Below are 15,650 nucleotides of genomic sequence, written 5' to 3' on the forward strand. Positions count from 1 at the left end.
ACGAATCATCATTAATAATAATGAAGATTTTACTTTACGAATTACCTCTTGAGGGAGGACAAAATGATGTCAGACTACTTAGTCATTGTAGAGTCGCCGGCGAAGGCGAAAACGATTGAACGATATTTAGGAAAAAAGTATAAAGTAAAAGCATCGATGGGTCATGTGCGTGATTTGCCAAAAAGTCAGATGGGCGTTGATATACAAAACGACTATGAGCCGAAATATATTACGATTCGTGGAAAAGGCTCCGTGATTAAAGAGCTGAAGGCGGCAGCGAAAAAAGCAAAAAAAGTATTTCTTGCCGCCGACCCGGATCGAGAAGGGGAAGCAATTGCTTGGCATTTAGCACATTTGCTTGATTTAAATACAGACTCACCATGTCGCGTTGTATTTAACGAAATCACGAAAGATGCCATTAAACAGTCATTCGAACAGCCGCGTGCCATTAATATGCATTTAGTTCATGCCCAACAAGCGCGGCGCGTGCTCGATCGCCTTGTCGGCTACAACATTAGCCCACTGCTTTGGAAAAAAGTAAAAAAAGGATTAAGTGCAGGACGTGTGCAATCTGTTGCGCTTCGCTTAATTATCGATCGAGAAAAGGAAATCCAATCGTTCCAGCCCGAAGAATATTGGACGATTCAAGGAACATTTGTGAAAGGAAACGACATATTTGAAGCACAATTTTACCGACTTGATAACGAAACGTTCGATTTAAAAACAGAACAAGATGTCCAACATGTGTTAAATCGTATTCAAGGCAATGAATTTGTTGTTACAGCGGTAACGAAAAAAGAACGAAAGCGCAATCCCGTTGCCCCGTTCATTACATCGTCGTTACAGCAAGAGGCGGCTCGGAAATTAAATTTTCGTACGAAAAAAACGATGATGGTTGCCCAACAACTATATGAAGGAATTGACCTTGGAAGCGAAGGAACTGTTGGTTTAATTACATATATGCGTACAGACTCAACGCGTGTATCAGAAAGCGCTCAACAAGAGGCGAGTCAGTATATTGAACAGACGTTCGGCACATCATATGTAGCCACAGAAAAAAGAAAAGAAAAACAAAAAACAAATGCACAAGATGCGCACGAAGCGATTCGCCCAACGTCCGTCTGGCGTCATCCGAGCGCGATTAAGCCGTATGTCACGCGCGATCAATATCAGCTATATAAACTTATTTGGGAGCGCTTTATCGCGAGTCAAATGGCGCCAGCTGTACTCGATACAGTAGCGGTCGAACTTTCAAACGGTTTGGTCGTCTTTCGTACGACAGGTTCGACAGTCAAGTTTCCGGGCTTTATGAAAGTGTATGTCGAAGGAACGGATGATCCGAAAGATGAACAACAGCGATTATTGCCGGACTTTGTGGAAGGAGAGCGCGTATTTAGTAAAGATATCGAAGGAAAACAACATTTTACCCAGCCTCCACCACGTTATACGGAAGCTCGCCTTGTGAAAACGTTAGAAGAGCTCGGCATCGGCCGCCCATCGACGTATGCCCCGACGCTCGATACGATTCAAAAGCGCAATTATGTGACGCTTGAAAATAAGCGATTTGTGCCAACGGAACTTGGCGAAATTGTACTTGATTTAATGATGCAATTTTTCCCTGAAATTTTAGATGTCGAATTTACAGCAAAAATGGAAAAAAACTTAGACGACATCGAAGAAGGGAAAGTCGAATGGGTACGCATCATTGACGAATTTTATCGCGAGTTTGAAAAACGATTAAAAATTGCTGAAGTAGAAATGGAGAAAGTAGAAATAGCTGATGAATCAGCAGATGTAGATTGCGAAGTATGCGGAAGTCCGATGGTATATAAAATGGGGCGTTTCGGAAAGTTTATCGCTTGTTCGAACTTCCCACAATGTCGCAATACAAAAGCGATCGTCAAAGACATCGGTGTGAAATGCCCGCGGTGTCACGAAGGAAACATCGTCGAACGAAAAAGCAAAAAGAAGCGGATGTTTTATGGTTGCGATCGTTTCCCAACGTGCGATTTCGTTTCATGGGATAAACCGATCAGTCGTCCGTGTCCAAGGTGCGGCGGCATGCTTGTTGAGAAAAAAGGGAAAAAGAGTGTACATATTCAATGTACGCAATGTGAATATAACGAACAACAGTAAGGTGAGGCGCATACCCTCACCCATTTTATCGAGGAGGGAATATCAATGGAAGTAACCGTCATTGGAGCGGGATTAGCAGGAAGTGAAGCCGCGTGGCAACTCGCGAAACGTGGCATTCGTGTTCGATTGTATGAAATGCGTCCGATCAAACAAACGCCAGCTCACCATACCGATAAATTCGCTGAGCTTGTATGTAGCAACTCGCTGCGAGCAAATACGTTAACGAATGCCGTCGGCGTGTTGAAAGAAGAAATGCGCCGATTAGATTCTGTTATTATGAAAGCAGCGGACTCTTGTTCTGTACCAGCTGGCGGAGCTTTAGCAGTCGACCGTCACGAATTTGCAGCGAAAGTCACAGACATGGTAGCGAATCATCCGAATGTGACGGTTGTGCGCGAAGAAGTAACAACAATTCCAACAGGCCCAACGATTATTGCGACAGGTCCGTTAACATCGCAGCCGCTTTCGGAACAGCTTCAAGCGTTGACAGGGGAAGAATATTTATATTTTTACGATGCGGCTGCACCGATTGTTGAGAAAGAAAGCATTGATATGGAAAAAGTGTATATAAAGTCTCGCTACGACAAAGGGGAAGCAGCATACATTAACTGCCCGATGACAGAAGAGGAGTTTGACCGATTTTATGATGCGCTCGTTTCTGCTGAAGCCGTGCCTTTAAAAGAGTTTGAAAAAGAGATTTATTTTGAAGGATGTATGCCGATTGAAGTGATGGCGCGGCGCGGCAAAAAGACGTTGTTGTTTGGACCAATGAAACCTGTCGGCTTAGAAGATCCGCGTACAGGGAAACGCCCTTTTGCCGTCGTCCAACTTCGCCAAGATGATGCGGCAGGAACGTTGTACAATATTGTCGGGTTTCAAACGCATTTAAAATGGGGGGCACAAAAAGAAGTCATTCGTCTCATCCCAGGGCTTGAACAAGCAGAAATTGTACGATATGGCGTCATGCATCGCAATACGTTTATTAATTCGCCCAAGTTATTAAAACCGACATATCAATATAAAGAAAGAGAAAATTTATTTTTTGCAGGACAAATGACCGGGGTCGAAGGGTATGTTGAGTCAGCCGCATCAGGACTTGTGGCAGGGATTAATGCTGCGCACTATATGCTTGGGAAAGAACTTGTCGTATTTCCACAAGAAACAGCGATCGGCAGCATGGCGCACTATATTACATCAGCAAACCCAAAACATTTTCAACCGATGAACGCGAATTTTGGCTTATTCGCTTCGCTTGATGAACCGATCAAAGATAAAAAGAAAAAAAATGAACAGTATGCGGAACGAGCATTGAAAACAATTCAGAATTTTTTAAAAAAGTTGTGAAATTCGTTGCAAGAGCTACTAAATTATGCTACTATTTAGTAGCTCTTATGGGGTGATCGAATGGAAAATGTGAATTTTACGTTAAATTTGTTCATTGAATATTTACAAATAGAAAAAAATTATTCAGAATATACAATTGCGTGTTATAAGCATGATATTGGTGAATTTTTTGAATTTATGGAGCGCGAACAAATTAAAGGGTTACATGAGGTGTCTTATAGCGACGTTCGCTTGTTTTTAACAGAGCTTCATGAACGAAAGCAATCAAGCCGTTCGATTGCCCGAAAAATGTCGAGCTTGCGTAGCTTTTATAAATTTTTAATGCGGGAGCATATCGTTTCTGAAAATCCGTTTGCGCTTGCATCACTGCCGAAAAAAGAACAGAAAATTCCACATTTTTTGTATCCAGATGAATTAGAACAGCTGTTTGTTGTCAATGATTTAAATACAGCGATCGGTCAACGAAACCAAGCGCTCATTGAACTATTATATGCCACAGGTATTCGTGTAAGTGAATGTTGTAACATTCGCCTGTCGCACATTGATTTTTCTGTATGTACGATTTTAATTTATGGAAAAGGAAATAAACAGCGATATGTCCCGTTCGGTGCGTATGCAAAAGAAGCGCTTGAGCGATATATACAAGACGGACGTCAGCAACTAGCAAGTAAAGCGAAGACACCGACTGATATACTTTTTTTAAATGCGCGTGGGGGAGCGTTAACGCCAAGAGGGGTACGTCATATTTTAAACGAGATCGTCGAACAGGCTGCTCTTTCTTTAAAAGTAAGCCCTCATGTGTTTCGTCATACGTTTGCGACACACTTGTTGAATGAAGGGGCTGATTTACGTTCCGTGCAAGAATTGTTAGGTCATGCGCATCTTTCATCAACGCAAGTGTATACACATGTAACGAAAGATCATTTGCGCTATGTTTATTTACATTCCCATCCGCGTGCATAAAAAGGAGGATGTTTATGAGTCAATTTCATGCGACGACGATATTTGCCATTCGCCATCAAGGAAAAGGAGCGATGGCGGGCGATGGTCAAGTGACATTCGGCAATGCCGTAGTAATGAAACATACAGCGCGAAAAATTCGTAAACTTTTTCATGGCAAAGTATTAGCTGGTTTTGCAGGCGCAGTAGCTGATGCGTTTACACTGTTTGAAATGTTCGAAGGAAAGTTAGAAGAATATAACGGAAATCTACAACGGGCTGCGGTTGAACTAGCGAAAGAGTGGCGGAGCGATAAAGTGTTGCGACGATTAGAGGCGATGTTAATCGTCATGGATGCAACACATGTACTGCTCATTTCTGGAACGGGTGAAGTCATCGAACCAGATGATGATATTTTAGCGATCGGTTCCGGTGGAAACTATGCGCTAGCGGCTGGTAGAGCGTTAAAAACGTATGCAGGTGAACATTTAACAGCGAAGCAAATTGCAGAAGCTGCATTAAAAGTAGCGAGCGATATTTGCGTATACACAAACGATTGCATTATTGTCGAAGAGCTGTAGAGGGGGGAGCGGCATGTTAACGCCAAAACAAATTGTTGAAAAGCTTGATCAATTTATCGTCGGTCAGCATGAAGCGAAAAAAGCGGTGGCCATTGCGCTAAGAAATCGTTATCGCCGCAGTTTATTAGATGAAAAGTTGCGCGATGAAGTCGTGCCGAAAAATATTTTAATGATTGGACCAACAGGTGTCGGAAAAACGGAAATTGCTCGGCGATTAGCGAAACTTGTTGGCGCTCCATTCGTAAAAGTAGAGGCGACGAAATTTACAGAAGTCGGTTATGTTGGTCGTGACGTTGAGTCAATGGTACGCGATCTCGTTGAAACGTCTGTGCGCATCGTAAAAGAGAAAAAAATGAACGAAGTAAAAGAACAAGCGGAGCAATTAGCAAACAAAAGGCTTGTTGAACTGCTTGTACCTGGGAAAACGAAACAACCGATGAAAAATCCGTTTGAACTCTTATTTGGGGGTGCACAAGAGCAACAAGACGTTGGACACGATGAGCAACAGCTCGCTGAAAAGCGGCGACAAGTAGCTTGGAAGCTTGCAAACGGTGAGCTAGAAGATGAATTAGTAACGGTGGAAATAGAAGAACAACAACCGCTTATGTTCGACTTATTCCAAGGAGCGGGCATGGAGCAAATGGGTGTGAATATGCAAGATATGCTCAGTAGCTTTATGCCGAAAAAACGAAAAAAACGGAAATTAAAAGTGAAAGAAGCCCGCCAAGTACTGACAAACGAAGAAGCACAAAAGCTCATTGATATGGACGAAGTGACACAAGAAGCGATTCGTCTAGCAGAACAGTCCGGCATTATTTTTATTGACGAGATTGACAAAATTGCGCGCAAAGGACAGACAGGGGCATCGGCTGACGTTTCCCGTGAAGGTGTGCAACGCGACATTTTGCCAATCGTCGAAGGTTCAACCGTCATGACGAAATACGGACCAGTCAAAACGGACTATATTTTATTTATTGCTGCTGGAGCGTTCCATATGGCAAAACCGTCTGATTTAATCCCAGAATTGCAAGGACGTTTTCCGATTCGCGTGGAATTGACGAAGCTCACCGTCGATGATTTCGTCAAAATATTAGTTGAACCAAATAACGCGCTTTTAAAACAATATGTGGCTTTGCTTGCGACAGAAGGTATACAACTTGAATTTTCTGACGATGCTATTCGTAAAATTGCGGAAGTCGCTTTTGAAGTCAATCAACAAACTGATAACATTGGAGCACGTCGTCTTCATACGATTATGGAAAAGTTGTTAGAAGATTTATTGTATGAAGCTCCAGATGTTCATTTAGAAAAGGTTGTTATTACTCCACAATACGTTGAAAAGAAATTAGGAAACATTGTACGAAATAAAGATTTAAGCGAGTTTATTTTATAAGGAGGATGCGATATGAATTTACTTGAAAAAACGAGAAAAATTAATGCGATGCTACAAAATGCGGCTGGAAAACCAGTAAACTTTAAAGAAATGGCAGAAACGCTTTGCGAAGTCATCGAAGCTAACGTGTTCGTTGTAAGCCGGCGCGGAAAGTTGCTCGGTTTTGCGATTAAACAAACGATTGAAAATGAACGAATGAAAAAAATGTTAGCGGATCGTCAATTTCCAGAAGAGTATACGAAAAATTTATTTAACATTACAGAAACGTCGCCAAACCTTGATATTCATAGTGAGTATACGGCATTTCCTGTCGAAAATAAAGACTTATTTAAAAATGGTTTAACGACAATCGTGCCAATTATCGGTGGCGGTGAGCGCTTAGGGACGCTTATTTTATCCCGCTTAGATAAAGAGTTTCACGATGACGATTTAATTTTAGCAGAATACGGAGCAACAGTTGTCGGAATGGAAATTTTACGTGAAAAAGCGGAAGAAATTGAAGAAGAAGCACGCAGCAAAGCGGTCGTTCAGATGGCGATCAGCTCCCTTTCATATAGTGAATTAGAAGCAATTGAGCATATTTTTGAAGAGTTAGATGGGACAGAAGGATTGCTTGTTGCAAGTAAAATTGCTGACCGAGTCGGGATTACACGCTCAGTTATTGTCAACGCGCTTCGTAAATTAGAAAGTGCTGGAGTCATTGAATCTCGCTCACTTGGCATGAAAGGAACGTACATTAAAGTATTAAATGATAAGTTTTTAACAGAGCTCGAGAAATTAAAACATCATTAAAAACAAGAAGGACAAACAAGAAGGCATCTTTCTCGCGAAGATGCCTCTTTTGTTAAAGTATGTGAAAAATAGTCCAATGTTCCCTATATACATATTGGAAATAATTTTTTACAATAAGGGTGGAATGTCGAACGGTGTTTTGATAAGGGGGAATATGCCGTGAAATTGTTTTCAAATACAATTCAAATGTTAGAACAAGGATTAAATTACTCATCGTTGAAACAAAAAGTGATCGCAAATAACATTGCGAATGTGGATACACCAAATTTCCGAGCAAAAGAAGTTCAGTTTCGTACCGAATTTCAGCAAGCGTTGCAAGCGTATCGTACTGATCCACGCCATTTTGAGTTTAAAGGAAGCACAAACAAATTTTTCGTGACAACTAAAAACGATCTCGTTTACAATCATAATAAGAATAATGTCGATCTAGATAAAGAAATGTCGGATTTAGCGCAAAATCAAATTTATTACAACGCTTTAGTCGAACGACTAAACGGAAAGTTTAACTCCTTAAAAACGGTCATTAAAGGAGGAAAATAATACATGTTTCAAAGTTTCAATGTGTCTGCGTCTGCGCTAACGGCTCAACGGTTGCGCATGGACGTTATTTCAGCAAATATGGCGAATGTCGATACGACGCGTGCGAAAATGGTAGACGGAAAGTGGCAACCATATCGACGAAAAATGGTCGTGATGCAGCCGAACGAATCGTTTTCTTCTTTTTTGCATCAAGCGATGAACGAGCGGTCGGCAGGCGGGGTAAAAGTGACAAAAATTGTCGAAGATCAAACGCCGTTTAAACTTGTATATGACCCATCTCACCCGGATGCAGATGAAAACGGATATGTACAATTACCAAACGTCGATCCGTTAAAAGAAATGGTCGATTTAATGAGCGCGACTCGCTCGTATGAAGCGAACGTGACCGTGTTAAATGCGACAAAAGGGATGTTAATGAAGGCATTAGAAATCGGAAAATAGGGGGATAAATGATGATTGATCGCATTCAACGTACAGTGCTCTCGCCAGCTGTACAGCATCAAGCGATAAAGCCCGTGGAAGCACAACAGGCGTTTTCACAATTTTTAAAAGAAGCGATTAACGAAGTAAATAAACAACAAATCGAGTCAGATCAGCTGACGACAAAGTTAGTAAAAGGGGAACATGTTGATTTACACAATGTGATGATCGCTTCACAAAAAGCAAGCGTATCGCTTCAATTAGCGATTGAAGTGCGCAACAAAGTGATTGAAGCATATCAAGAAGTGATGAGAATGCAAGTATAATGGACCTCATGAGATAGCGGAGGAAGCATATGAACGAGCAATTAAAACAAGCAGTAGAACGATTGAAATTGTTTTGGAGTGAGAGAACAAAGCAACAAAAAGCGATGGCGCTTGGGCTTGTTGGGCTGTTGATCGTTGCCGTTGCCCTCACTGCTTTTTTTGCGACGCGAACGAACTTTGTTCCTCTCTACAGCAATTTATCGCCGCAAGAAGCGGGACAAATTAAAGCGACGCTTGACCAGCGAGGCATTAAATCGCAAATTGTTGATAACGGCACGACCATTTTAGTGTCTGAACAACTTGTCAACACGTTAAAAGTAGAATTAGCCGCAGAAGGCATTCCAGATAGCGGAAGCATTGATTATTCGTTTTTCGGAAAAAACTCTGGTTTCGGTATGACGGATAATGAATTTAACGTGTTAAAAATTGAGGCGATGCAAACAGAACTCGCCAATTTAATAAAAGGTATTGACGGGGTAGAAGATGCGAAAGTGATGATTAATCTACCCCAGCCGACGATCTTTGTTGGTGACCAACAGGAAGAGGCATCTGCATCCATTGTTTTGAAAACAAAGGCGGGATATAAATTTAATGAACAGCAAATCAAATCGTTATACCACCTTGTTTCCAAAAGCGTGCCGAACCTTCCTACTGAAAATATCGTCATTATGAATCAATATTTTGAGTACTTTGACTTAAAAAATGAAGAAAATTTTTCGTCTGGAAAAACATTTGCTGAACAGTACGAAATAAAACAACAAATTGAACGCGATATTCAACGCCGCGTCCAACAAATGTTAGGGACGATGATCGGGCAAGATAAAGTCGTCGTCTCTGTGACAGCAGATGTTGATTTTACACAAGAAAACCGTCATGAAGAGCTTGTTGAACCAGTAGATAAAGAAAATATGGAAGGCATCGCTGTAAGTGTACAGCGCATTACGGAAACGTTTTCCGGTCAAGGAGCTCAACCAGGTGGCACGACAGGAGTAGGAGAAAACGATGTACCTGGCTATCAAGGAGCCAATGGCGAGACAAACGGGGATTATGAGCGAATTGAGGAAACAATTAATAACGAGGTTAATAGAATAAAAAAAGAAATTGTTGCAAGTCCTTATAAAGTAAAAGATTTAGGCATTCAAGTGATGGTTGAACCACCAAAACCGAACGATCCAAACTCACTTCCTGCTCAAACGGTTGATGATATTACGAAAATTCTAGGCACGATTGTGCGGACGTCAGTCGATAAAGATATGGCAGGACAATGGACGGATGCCGATTTACAAAATCGTGTTGTTGTTTCTGTGCAACCGTTTAACGGAAAAGTGCAGTTTGACGAACAAACAACAACCGTTCCAACATGGGCATATATTGCTGGCGGCGGTGTGCTTATTTTGCTTCTTGCATTGATCGCGTTTTTATGGTTGCGTAAACGAAAAAAAGAAGAAATGGACGAACAACTAGTGCAAGAAGAGCAAGTGGCGGTGCACATTCCAGATGTAAACGAAGAAGTCGAAACAGAAGCAACATTGCGTCGCAAGCAGCTTGAAAAACTTGCAAAAGAAAAACCAGAAGAGTTTGCGAAATTATTACGAACATGGCTTGCAGAAGAATAAGGAGGGGATTATATGGCAAAGCGCGATCAAAAAGGCGAATTAACTGGAAAACAAAAAGCAGCCATTCTCCTCATTTCATTAGGACCAGACGTTTCAGCATCTGTATATAAACATTTATCTGAAGAAGAAATTGAAAAATTAACGCTTGAAATTTCTAACGTTCGCCAAGTGGATGCCGAGAAAAAAGAAACGATTTTAGAAGAGTTTCACCAAATCGCCTTAGCGCAAGATTACATTTCACAAGGCGGTATTGCCTACGCCAAACAAGTGCTTGAAAAAGCGCTCGGACCAGAGCAGGCGATGAACATTATTAATCGCTTAACATCTGCTTTGCAAGTGCGTCCGTTTGATTTTGCACGCAAGGCGGATCCAGCACAAATCCTAAACTTTTTACAAAACGAACATCCACAAACGATTGCACTTGTATTGTCGTATTTAGAACCAACGCAAGCGGGTCAAATTTTATCAGCGCTTCCGCAAGAAATGCAAGCGGATGTCGCTCGTCGCATCGCGTTAATGGATCGCACGTCGCCAGAAATGATTAATGAAGTCGAACAAGTGCTTGAGCGGAAGCTATCGACGACAGTTGTGCAAGATTATACGCAAACCGGCGGCATTGAAGCTGTTGTTGAAGTATTAAACGGCGTCGATCGTGCAACGGAGCGCACAATTTTAGATGCGCTCGAAATTCAAGACCCAGAATTAGCAGAAGAAATTAAAAAGCGCATGTTTGTCTTTGAAGACATCGTTACACTTGATAACCGTGCGATTCAACGTGTCATTCGCGAAGTGGACAATGCCGACTTGTTGCTTGCGTTGAAAGTGTCTAGCGACGAAGTAAAAGAAGTTGTATTTCGCAACATGTCTTCACGCATGGCGGAAACGTTTAAAGAAGAAATGGAGTTTATGGGGCCTGTTCGCCTTCGCGACGTGGAAGAAGCGCAATCGCGTATTGTTGCAGTGATTCGTCGTCTCGAAGAAGCGGGTGAAATCGTCGTCGCTCGTGGCGGAGGAGATGATATTATTGTCTAAAGTCATTAAAGCCCCGTTTGCTCGAACGTGTTCGGAGCAACGAGCGGTTATTCAAGTGAAAAAAGTGCTGCCCGACATGCAACAAGAAGAACATGAGCAACATGACGAAATGACGATACAACATGTGCAAATGTTAATCGAGCAAGCGGAGCAACAAGCAGCACATATTCGTCAAGAAGCGGACATGTATTACGCATCCGTCCAACAACAAATTGCCGAAGAGCAAAGGCAATGGGAAAAGGAACGAAACGAATGGATTGAGCAAGCGCGTCAAGAAGGATACGCGGTCGGCTTCGAACAAGGGCGACAAGACGGGCTTCAGCAATATACGGAGGCGATTCGTGAAGCGAAGCAAATTGCGCAATCAGCCAATGAGCAATTTTATCATATATTAGAGTCGGCGGATGAAACGATTTTGCTTGTCGCGTGCAAAGTAGCCGAACGAATCATGGGAGAGCGTCTTGCTGAAAATAAAGAACATTTTCTTGGGCTTGTGAAACAAGTGATAAAAGAAGTACGGGAACACGAAGAAGTAAAAATATATGTTCACCCGACTTACTATGACGTCGTCATTCGCCAAAAAGATGAGTTGAAAGCATTATTTAGCCAAGACGTTCATTTGTTTATTTATCCTGATGAAACGTTAGCTGAAACAAGTTGTATTGTCGAATCGCCGTTCGGTCGTATTGATGCAAGCGTTGATACGCAGCTTGAGCAACTGAAGCAGCAATTGCTTGAGCGAATCGAGGGGGCGAGCGAATGAACTGGCAAGCATTGATCAATGAAATCGAGCTGCTTGACCCGTATAAACGATTTGGTAAAGTGACGCGCGTCATCGGCTTAATGATCGAAGCAAAAGGACCAGAAAGTTCGATTGGGGATGTTTGTTACATTCATATCGGTCATAAAAAAAAGAAAAAAATTCAGGCGGAAGTTGTCGGATTTCGTGACGAATATGTGCTTTTAATGCCGTATGCAACCGTCCAAGATATCGCCCCTGGTTGCATTGTTGAAGCAACAGGCGCTCCGCTTGACATCAAAGTCGGATCAGCGCTTGTCGGACGTGTTATTGATGCGTTAGGCGCTCCGCTTGACGATCGTCCGCTTCCGAAAGGATTGACGACTGTTCCAATCGACCGTCAACCGCCAAATCCGATGACGCGCCCTCCGATTTCAGAACCGATTGAAGTCGGCGTGAAAATGATTGACAGTTTATTGACGGTTGGAAAAGGACAGCGTATCGGTATTTTTGCTGGCTCTGGCGTTGGAAAAAGTACGTTAATGGGGATGATTGCTCGCAACACAAACGCCGATTTAAACGTTATTGCCCTCATTGGAGAGCGTGGACGTGAAGTGCGAGAATTTATTGAACGGGATCTTGGCATAGAAGGGTTGAAACGTTCTATCGTCGTTGTGGCGACATCTGATCAGCCGGCGCTTATGCGCATTAAAGGAGCGTATACAGCAACGGCTATTGCCGAATATTTTCGCGACCAAGGACTAAACGTTATGTTTATGATGGACTCCATTACTCGCATCGCGATGGCGCAGCGTGAAGTCGGATTAGCTGTTGGGGAGCCGCCGACGACGAAAGGATATACACCGTCTGTTTTTGCGATTTTACCGAAATTGCTTGAGCGAACAGGGACGAACGAACATGGCACAATTACTGCCTTTTATACGGTGCTCGTTGATGGCGATGATATGAATGAGCCGATTGCTGATACGGTTCGGGGCATTTTAGATGGTCATTTTGTATTAGAGCGACAACTAGCAAATAAAGGTCAGTATCCAGCGATTAACGTATTAAAAAGCGTCAGCCGCGTCATGAACTACATCGTGACGCCAGAACATCGAAAAGTAGCTGAAAAGTTGCGTGAGTTGTTAGCGACATACGTTCAATCTGAAGATTTAATTCAAATTGGTGCGTATAAGCGTGGCTCATCGCGAGAAATTGACGAAGCGATTCGTTATTATCCAAAAATCATTTCGTTTTTAAAGCAAGATGTTCATGAATCGTACACAATAAATGAAAGTGTTCAACAGTTGTTTCAACTTATTGAACAAGGGTGAATAAACGATGACACCATTTAAATTCACAAAAATTTTACATTTAAAAGAACATGAAAAACAAAAAGCGTTACATGAATATGAAGAAGCACGCAACCGATTTGAAGAAGTGGCAGAAAAACTATATCATTTTTTGAAACAAAAAGAAGATTACGAAGAACAACATAAACAACAATTACAATCGGGGTTAGCGATTCAACATATTCGCTCGTTTCAACATTTTATGAGCAACTTGCAGCGGGTCATCGACCATTATCAGCATCTTGTTATGCAAGCACGTCAGCATATGGAGTTGAAACAACTAAAATTAGTTGAATTAAATATCGAAGTGAAAAAATACGAAAAAATAAAAGAAAAGCATGATGAAATGATAGCAACGCAAATGCGGATCGCTGAACAAAAACAAATGGACGATATTTCTATACAACAATATTGTTATCGAGAAACAAGGTGAGCATCGATGGAACAGTTTGAAAAAGAAGAAGAGACGAAAAAAACAAGCAAGTTTCAATGGTTTCTTTTTGTCATTTTTATTCCGCTTTTATTTACAATTTCGGTTGTTTTGTTAATTTTAACATTCTCTGGCATTAACGTATTTGAACAAGGAAAAAAATATGCAAGTCAATTGCCGTTTGTTTCGCAATGGATTGAAGGAACAGAGGCAAACGAAAAAAAGAAACTGCAAGAACAAATTGTTGAGTTCAAAGCAGCGATTGTTGAAAAAGAAAAACAACTAAAAAAAGCGAATGATACGCTCAAAGAAAAAGAAGCGGAAATAGATGCGCTGAAGCAAGAAATCGCACGCTTACAAGCGGAAAAAGAACAAGCGCAAGAGCCAACAACAACGCCTACGCCTGAGCAGACGAGTGGTACGCGTGTAGACGTTGTGAAAATGTACGAAACGATGTCACCAAAAAAAGCTGCAGAAATTATTCCACAAATGTCCGATCAAGAAGCGGTTAATTTATTGTCCAAGCTTAAAACAGACAAAGTGGCGGCCATTTTAGAAAAAATGGATGCAACAAACGCAGCAAAATATACGAGCTTACTTGCGAAAAAAGCGAACAATTGAAAGGAGGTGAAAAAATGAATATCGTCGGGGTTTCTTTCATGGCTCCATTTAGCGGATCAAATCAACAGACGACTGTTGAAACGGGCGATGGACATGCATTTGCTCAGTTGCTTTCTTCGTTGCGTCAAACGTCACAATCGTTACAATCATTATCGGAACAGCCAGAAACGATGCAACGAATAGATTGGGAGCAGTTGCAGCAATGGTTTGCCCAACTTCCGCTTCATGATGGATACGCAGACAAACAAATATTATCAAACGAAATGATACAATCGTTTCTTTCTCTTTTACCAGAAGAAGCGAAAGAGCAAATCGTTCAACAATTTTCAGCCGATCAGCCGTTTGAAACGATGTTTTCACTACAAGATGATCGGGATGAGAAAGATGAACTGATGCTCGTCATCGCTTTGTTTCAACTTGAACAAAAGCAATGGACGATTCCAGAGCCGATCATTGAACATGCACGTGCAACGCTTCGCAACATGTTTGGAACAAACAATGAACAAAGCCATACGATGAAAGACATGTTGCAAGCAGTGATAGACAGTCAAACGCGTTTAAGCGATGTGCATCGCGCAAACGAAGTGGACAGTAAAGCGATGCAATTGACGGGCGAAACGATTGTAGACCATCAAGCGCGATGGAATAGTAAAGAAAAAGTAAAACAAGGCAGATTGTTGAACACAACTCCGTTAGCTCGTGAGTTGTCAGCTACAGATTTCGAAAAAATATTGAAAAATGGAAACATACATCGTGGTTTAACCGAAAAGTATTCAATCACTTCTCAAACTCAATTAGTAAGCACGCATTTACAAGAACGACAATTATCGGGGACTATGCCAAAGGAAGTGGCTTCATTGCCACAAAAGCACAAACAATGGATAACAAGTACTCGTATTTTTGATTTGAACCATACTGTTCAACAATCAAACGATAAACATATACCGTTTGAACTACGAACAATTGATACGACAAATGAAACACCGTTTGCTGCACAATTCGAGCGAATCATTCGTTCGAGTCAATTGACAAGGTGGAAAAATGGCAATACGCAACTGCTTATTCGTTTACATCCTGAACATTTAGGACATGTAACGATTAAACTCATTGAACAAAAAGGGAAACTCACTGCAAAAATGATTACGTCAACCGAAGCAGCGAAGCAGTTAGTGGAACAGCATATTCATCAGCTTGCGCACATTGCCGACCGTATTACGGTGGAGCAATTCAATGTATTTGATCAAACGAAATTTCGCGACCATTCTTTCCACCAACAAAAACAGCAGCAACAGCAGCAAGAACAGCAAAGAGAAGAAAAAAATCAGTCTGATCAATCTTTTGATGAGTGGTTAAAAGAGTGGTTTGATTTTGATATGTAGAGGTGATGTA

General features: G+C 41.6%; 16 protein-coding genes. All 16 read left to right on the top strand.

The genetic code is table 11. The features are described 5' to 3' along the window. Positions 1–66: 66 nt before the first annotated feature. The 16 genes from topA to ACYQY7_RS01745 all read left to right on the top strand — a co-directional run bounded on the left by topA (position 67) and on the right by ACYQY7_RS01745 (position 15,640). Positions 67–2,136, top strand: coding sequence for a type I DNA topoisomerase (gene topA, locus ACYQY7_RS01670; protein WP_461200420.1), 2,070 nt, complete (start codon positions 67–69; stop codon positions 2,134–2,136). 45 nt (positions 2,137–2,181) lie between these two features. Then, positions 2,182–3,480, top strand: a complete 1,299-nt coding sequence (gene trmFO / locus ACYQY7_RS01675; protein WP_461200421.1) for an FADH(2)-oxidizing methylenetetrahydrofolate--tRNA-(uracil(54)-C(5))-methyltransferase TrmFO — start codon at positions 2,182–2,184, stop codon at positions 3,478–3,480. Positions 3,481–3,540: 60 nt separating this feature from the next. Next, positions 3,541–4,443 (top strand): tyrosine recombinase XerC, encoded by a 903-nt coding sequence (gene xerC / locus ACYQY7_RS01680; protein WP_461200422.1) that lies wholly within the window; start codon positions 3,541–3,543, stop codon positions 4,441–4,443. A gap of 8 nt (positions 4,444–4,451) precedes the next feature. Next, a complete protein-coding gene (gene hslV, locus ACYQY7_RS01685; protein ID WP_461200423.1) occupies positions 4,452–5,000 on the top strand; it encodes an ATP-dependent protease subunit HslV in 549 nt (182 codons plus the stop codon). Positions 5,001–5,013: 13 nt separating this feature from the next. Then, a complete protein-coding gene (hslU, locus tag ACYQY7_RS01690; protein ID WP_461200424.1) occupies positions 5,014–6,393 on the top strand; it encodes an HslU--HslV peptidase ATPase subunit in 1,380 nt (459 codons plus the stop codon). A 12-nt stretch (positions 6,394–6,405) separates the two neighbouring features. Beyond that, positions 6,406–7,185 (top strand): GTP-sensing pleiotropic transcriptional regulator CodY, encoded by a 780-nt coding sequence (gene codY, locus ACYQY7_RS01695; protein ID WP_004891076.1) that lies wholly within the window; start codon positions 6,406–6,408, stop codon positions 7,183–7,185. A gap of 159 nt (positions 7,186–7,344) precedes the next feature. After that, positions 7,345–7,725: a flagellar basal body rod protein FlgB gene (flgB, locus tag ACYQY7_RS01700; RefSeq protein ID WP_461200425.1), complete on the top strand. Its 381-nt coding sequence runs from the start codon at positions 7,345–7,347 to the stop codon at positions 7,723–7,725. Between the two features lie 3 nt (positions 7,726–7,728). Next, a complete protein-coding gene (gene flgC / locus ACYQY7_RS01705; protein WP_429631789.1) occupies positions 7,729–8,166 on the top strand; it encodes a flagellar basal body rod protein FlgC in 438 nt (145 codons plus the stop codon). Between the two features lie 11 nt (positions 8,167–8,177). After that, positions 8,178–8,471, top strand: a complete 294-nt coding sequence (fliE, locus tag ACYQY7_RS01710) for a flagellar hook-basal body complex protein FliE (protein WP_461200426.1) — start codon at positions 8,178–8,180, stop codon at positions 8,469–8,471. 29 nt (positions 8,472–8,500) lie between these two features. Continuing rightward, positions 8,501–10,087, top strand: coding sequence for a flagellar basal-body MS-ring/collar protein FliF (gene fliF, locus ACYQY7_RS01715; protein ID WP_461200427.1), 1,587 nt, complete (start codon positions 8,501–8,503; stop codon positions 10,085–10,087). A 12-nt stretch (positions 10,088–10,099) separates the two neighbouring features. Next, positions 10,100–11,119: a flagellar motor switch protein FliG gene (gene fliG, locus ACYQY7_RS01720; protein WP_032099723.1), complete on the top strand. Its 1,020-nt coding sequence runs from the start codon at positions 10,100–10,102 to the stop codon at positions 11,117–11,119. After that, positions 11,103–11,882 (top strand): flagellar assembly protein FliH, encoded by a 780-nt coding sequence (fliH, locus tag ACYQY7_RS01725; RefSeq protein ID WP_461200428.1) that lies wholly within the window; start codon positions 11,103–11,105, stop codon positions 11,880–11,882. Before fliG ends, fliH begins: the two co-directional genes overlap by 17 nt. Next, entirely contained in the window at positions 11,879–13,192 is a 1,314-nt protein-coding gene (gene fliI / locus ACYQY7_RS01730; RefSeq protein ID WP_461200429.1) for a flagellar protein export ATPase FliI, read from the top strand. The genes fliH and fliI overlap by 4 nt, the downstream gene beginning before the upstream one ends. Positions 13,193–13,199: 7 nt before the next feature. Beyond that, the gene (gene fliJ / locus ACYQY7_RS01735) at positions 13,200–13,643 is read left to right on the top strand and encodes a flagellar export protein FliJ (RefSeq protein ID WP_461200430.1); all 444 of its coding nucleotides are present in this window, start codon (positions 13,200–13,202) and stop codon (positions 13,641–13,643) included. A 6-nt stretch (positions 13,644–13,649) separates the two neighbouring features. After that, positions 13,650–14,261: a MotE family protein gene (locus ACYQY7_RS01740; RefSeq protein WP_461200431.1), complete on the top strand. Its 612-nt coding sequence runs from the start codon at positions 13,650–13,652 to the stop codon at positions 14,259–14,261. A 14-nt stretch (positions 14,262–14,275) separates the two neighbouring features. Further along, entirely contained in the window at positions 14,276–15,640 is a 1,365-nt protein-coding gene (locus ACYQY7_RS01745; RefSeq protein ID WP_461200432.1) for a flagellar hook-length control protein FliK, read from the top strand. Positions 15,641–15,650: the final 10 nt, after the last annotated feature.

Source organism: Anoxybacillus sp. TBDG-1 (genome assembly GCF_054815885.1).

Coding starts and splice junctions, on each gene's coding strand:
- ACYQY7_RS01740 (WP_461200431.1), top strand. CDS start 13,650: ATGGAACAGTTTGAAAAAGAAGAAGAGACGAAAAAAACAAGCAAGTTT.
- codY (WP_004891076.1), top strand. CDS start 6,406: ATGAATTTACTTGAAAAAACGAGAAAAATTAATGCGATGCTACAAAAT.
- hslV (WP_461200423.1), top strand. CDS start 4,452: ATGTTTATGAGTCAATTTCATGCGACGACGATATTTGCCATTCGCCAT.
- flgC (WP_429631789.1), top strand. CDS start 7,729: ATGTTTCAAAGTTTCAATGTGTCTGCGTCTGCGCTAACGGCTCAACGG.
- xerC (WP_461200422.1), top strand. CDS start 3,541: ATGGAAAATGTGAATTTTACGTTAAATTTGTTCATTGAATATTTACAA.
- fliJ (WP_461200430.1), top strand. CDS start 13,200: ATGACACCATTTAAATTCACAAAAATTTTACATTTAAAAGAACATGAA.
- trmFO (WP_461200421.1), top strand. CDS start 2,182: ATGGAAGTAACCGTCATTGGAGCGGGATTAGCAGGAAGTGAAGCCGCG.
- ACYQY7_RS01745 (WP_461200432.1), top strand. CDS start 14,276: ATGAATATCGTCGGGGTTTCTTTCATGGCTCCATTTAGCGGATCAAAT.
- fliI (WP_461200429.1), top strand. CDS start 11,879: ATGAACTGGCAAGCATTGATCAATGAAATCGAGCTGCTTGACCCGTAT.
- fliF (WP_461200427.1), top strand. CDS start 8,501: ATGAACGAGCAATTAAAACAAGCAGTAGAACGATTGAAATTGTTTTGG.
- fliH (WP_461200428.1), top strand. CDS start 11,103: ATGATATTATTGTCTAAAGTCATTAAAGCCCCGTTTGCTCGAACGTGT.
- fliG (WP_032099723.1), top strand. CDS start 10,100: ATGGCAAAGCGCGATCAAAAAGGCGAATTAACTGGAAAACAAAAAGCA.
- fliE (WP_461200426.1), top strand. CDS start 8,178: ATGATTGATCGCATTCAACGTACAGTGCTCTCGCCAGCTGTACAGCAT.
- topA (WP_461200420.1), top strand. CDS start 67: ATGTCAGACTACTTAGTCATTGTAGAGTCGCCGGCGAAGGCGAAAACG.
- hslU (WP_461200424.1), top strand. CDS start 5,014: ATGTTAACGCCAAAACAAATTGTTGAAAAGCTTGATCAATTTATCGTC.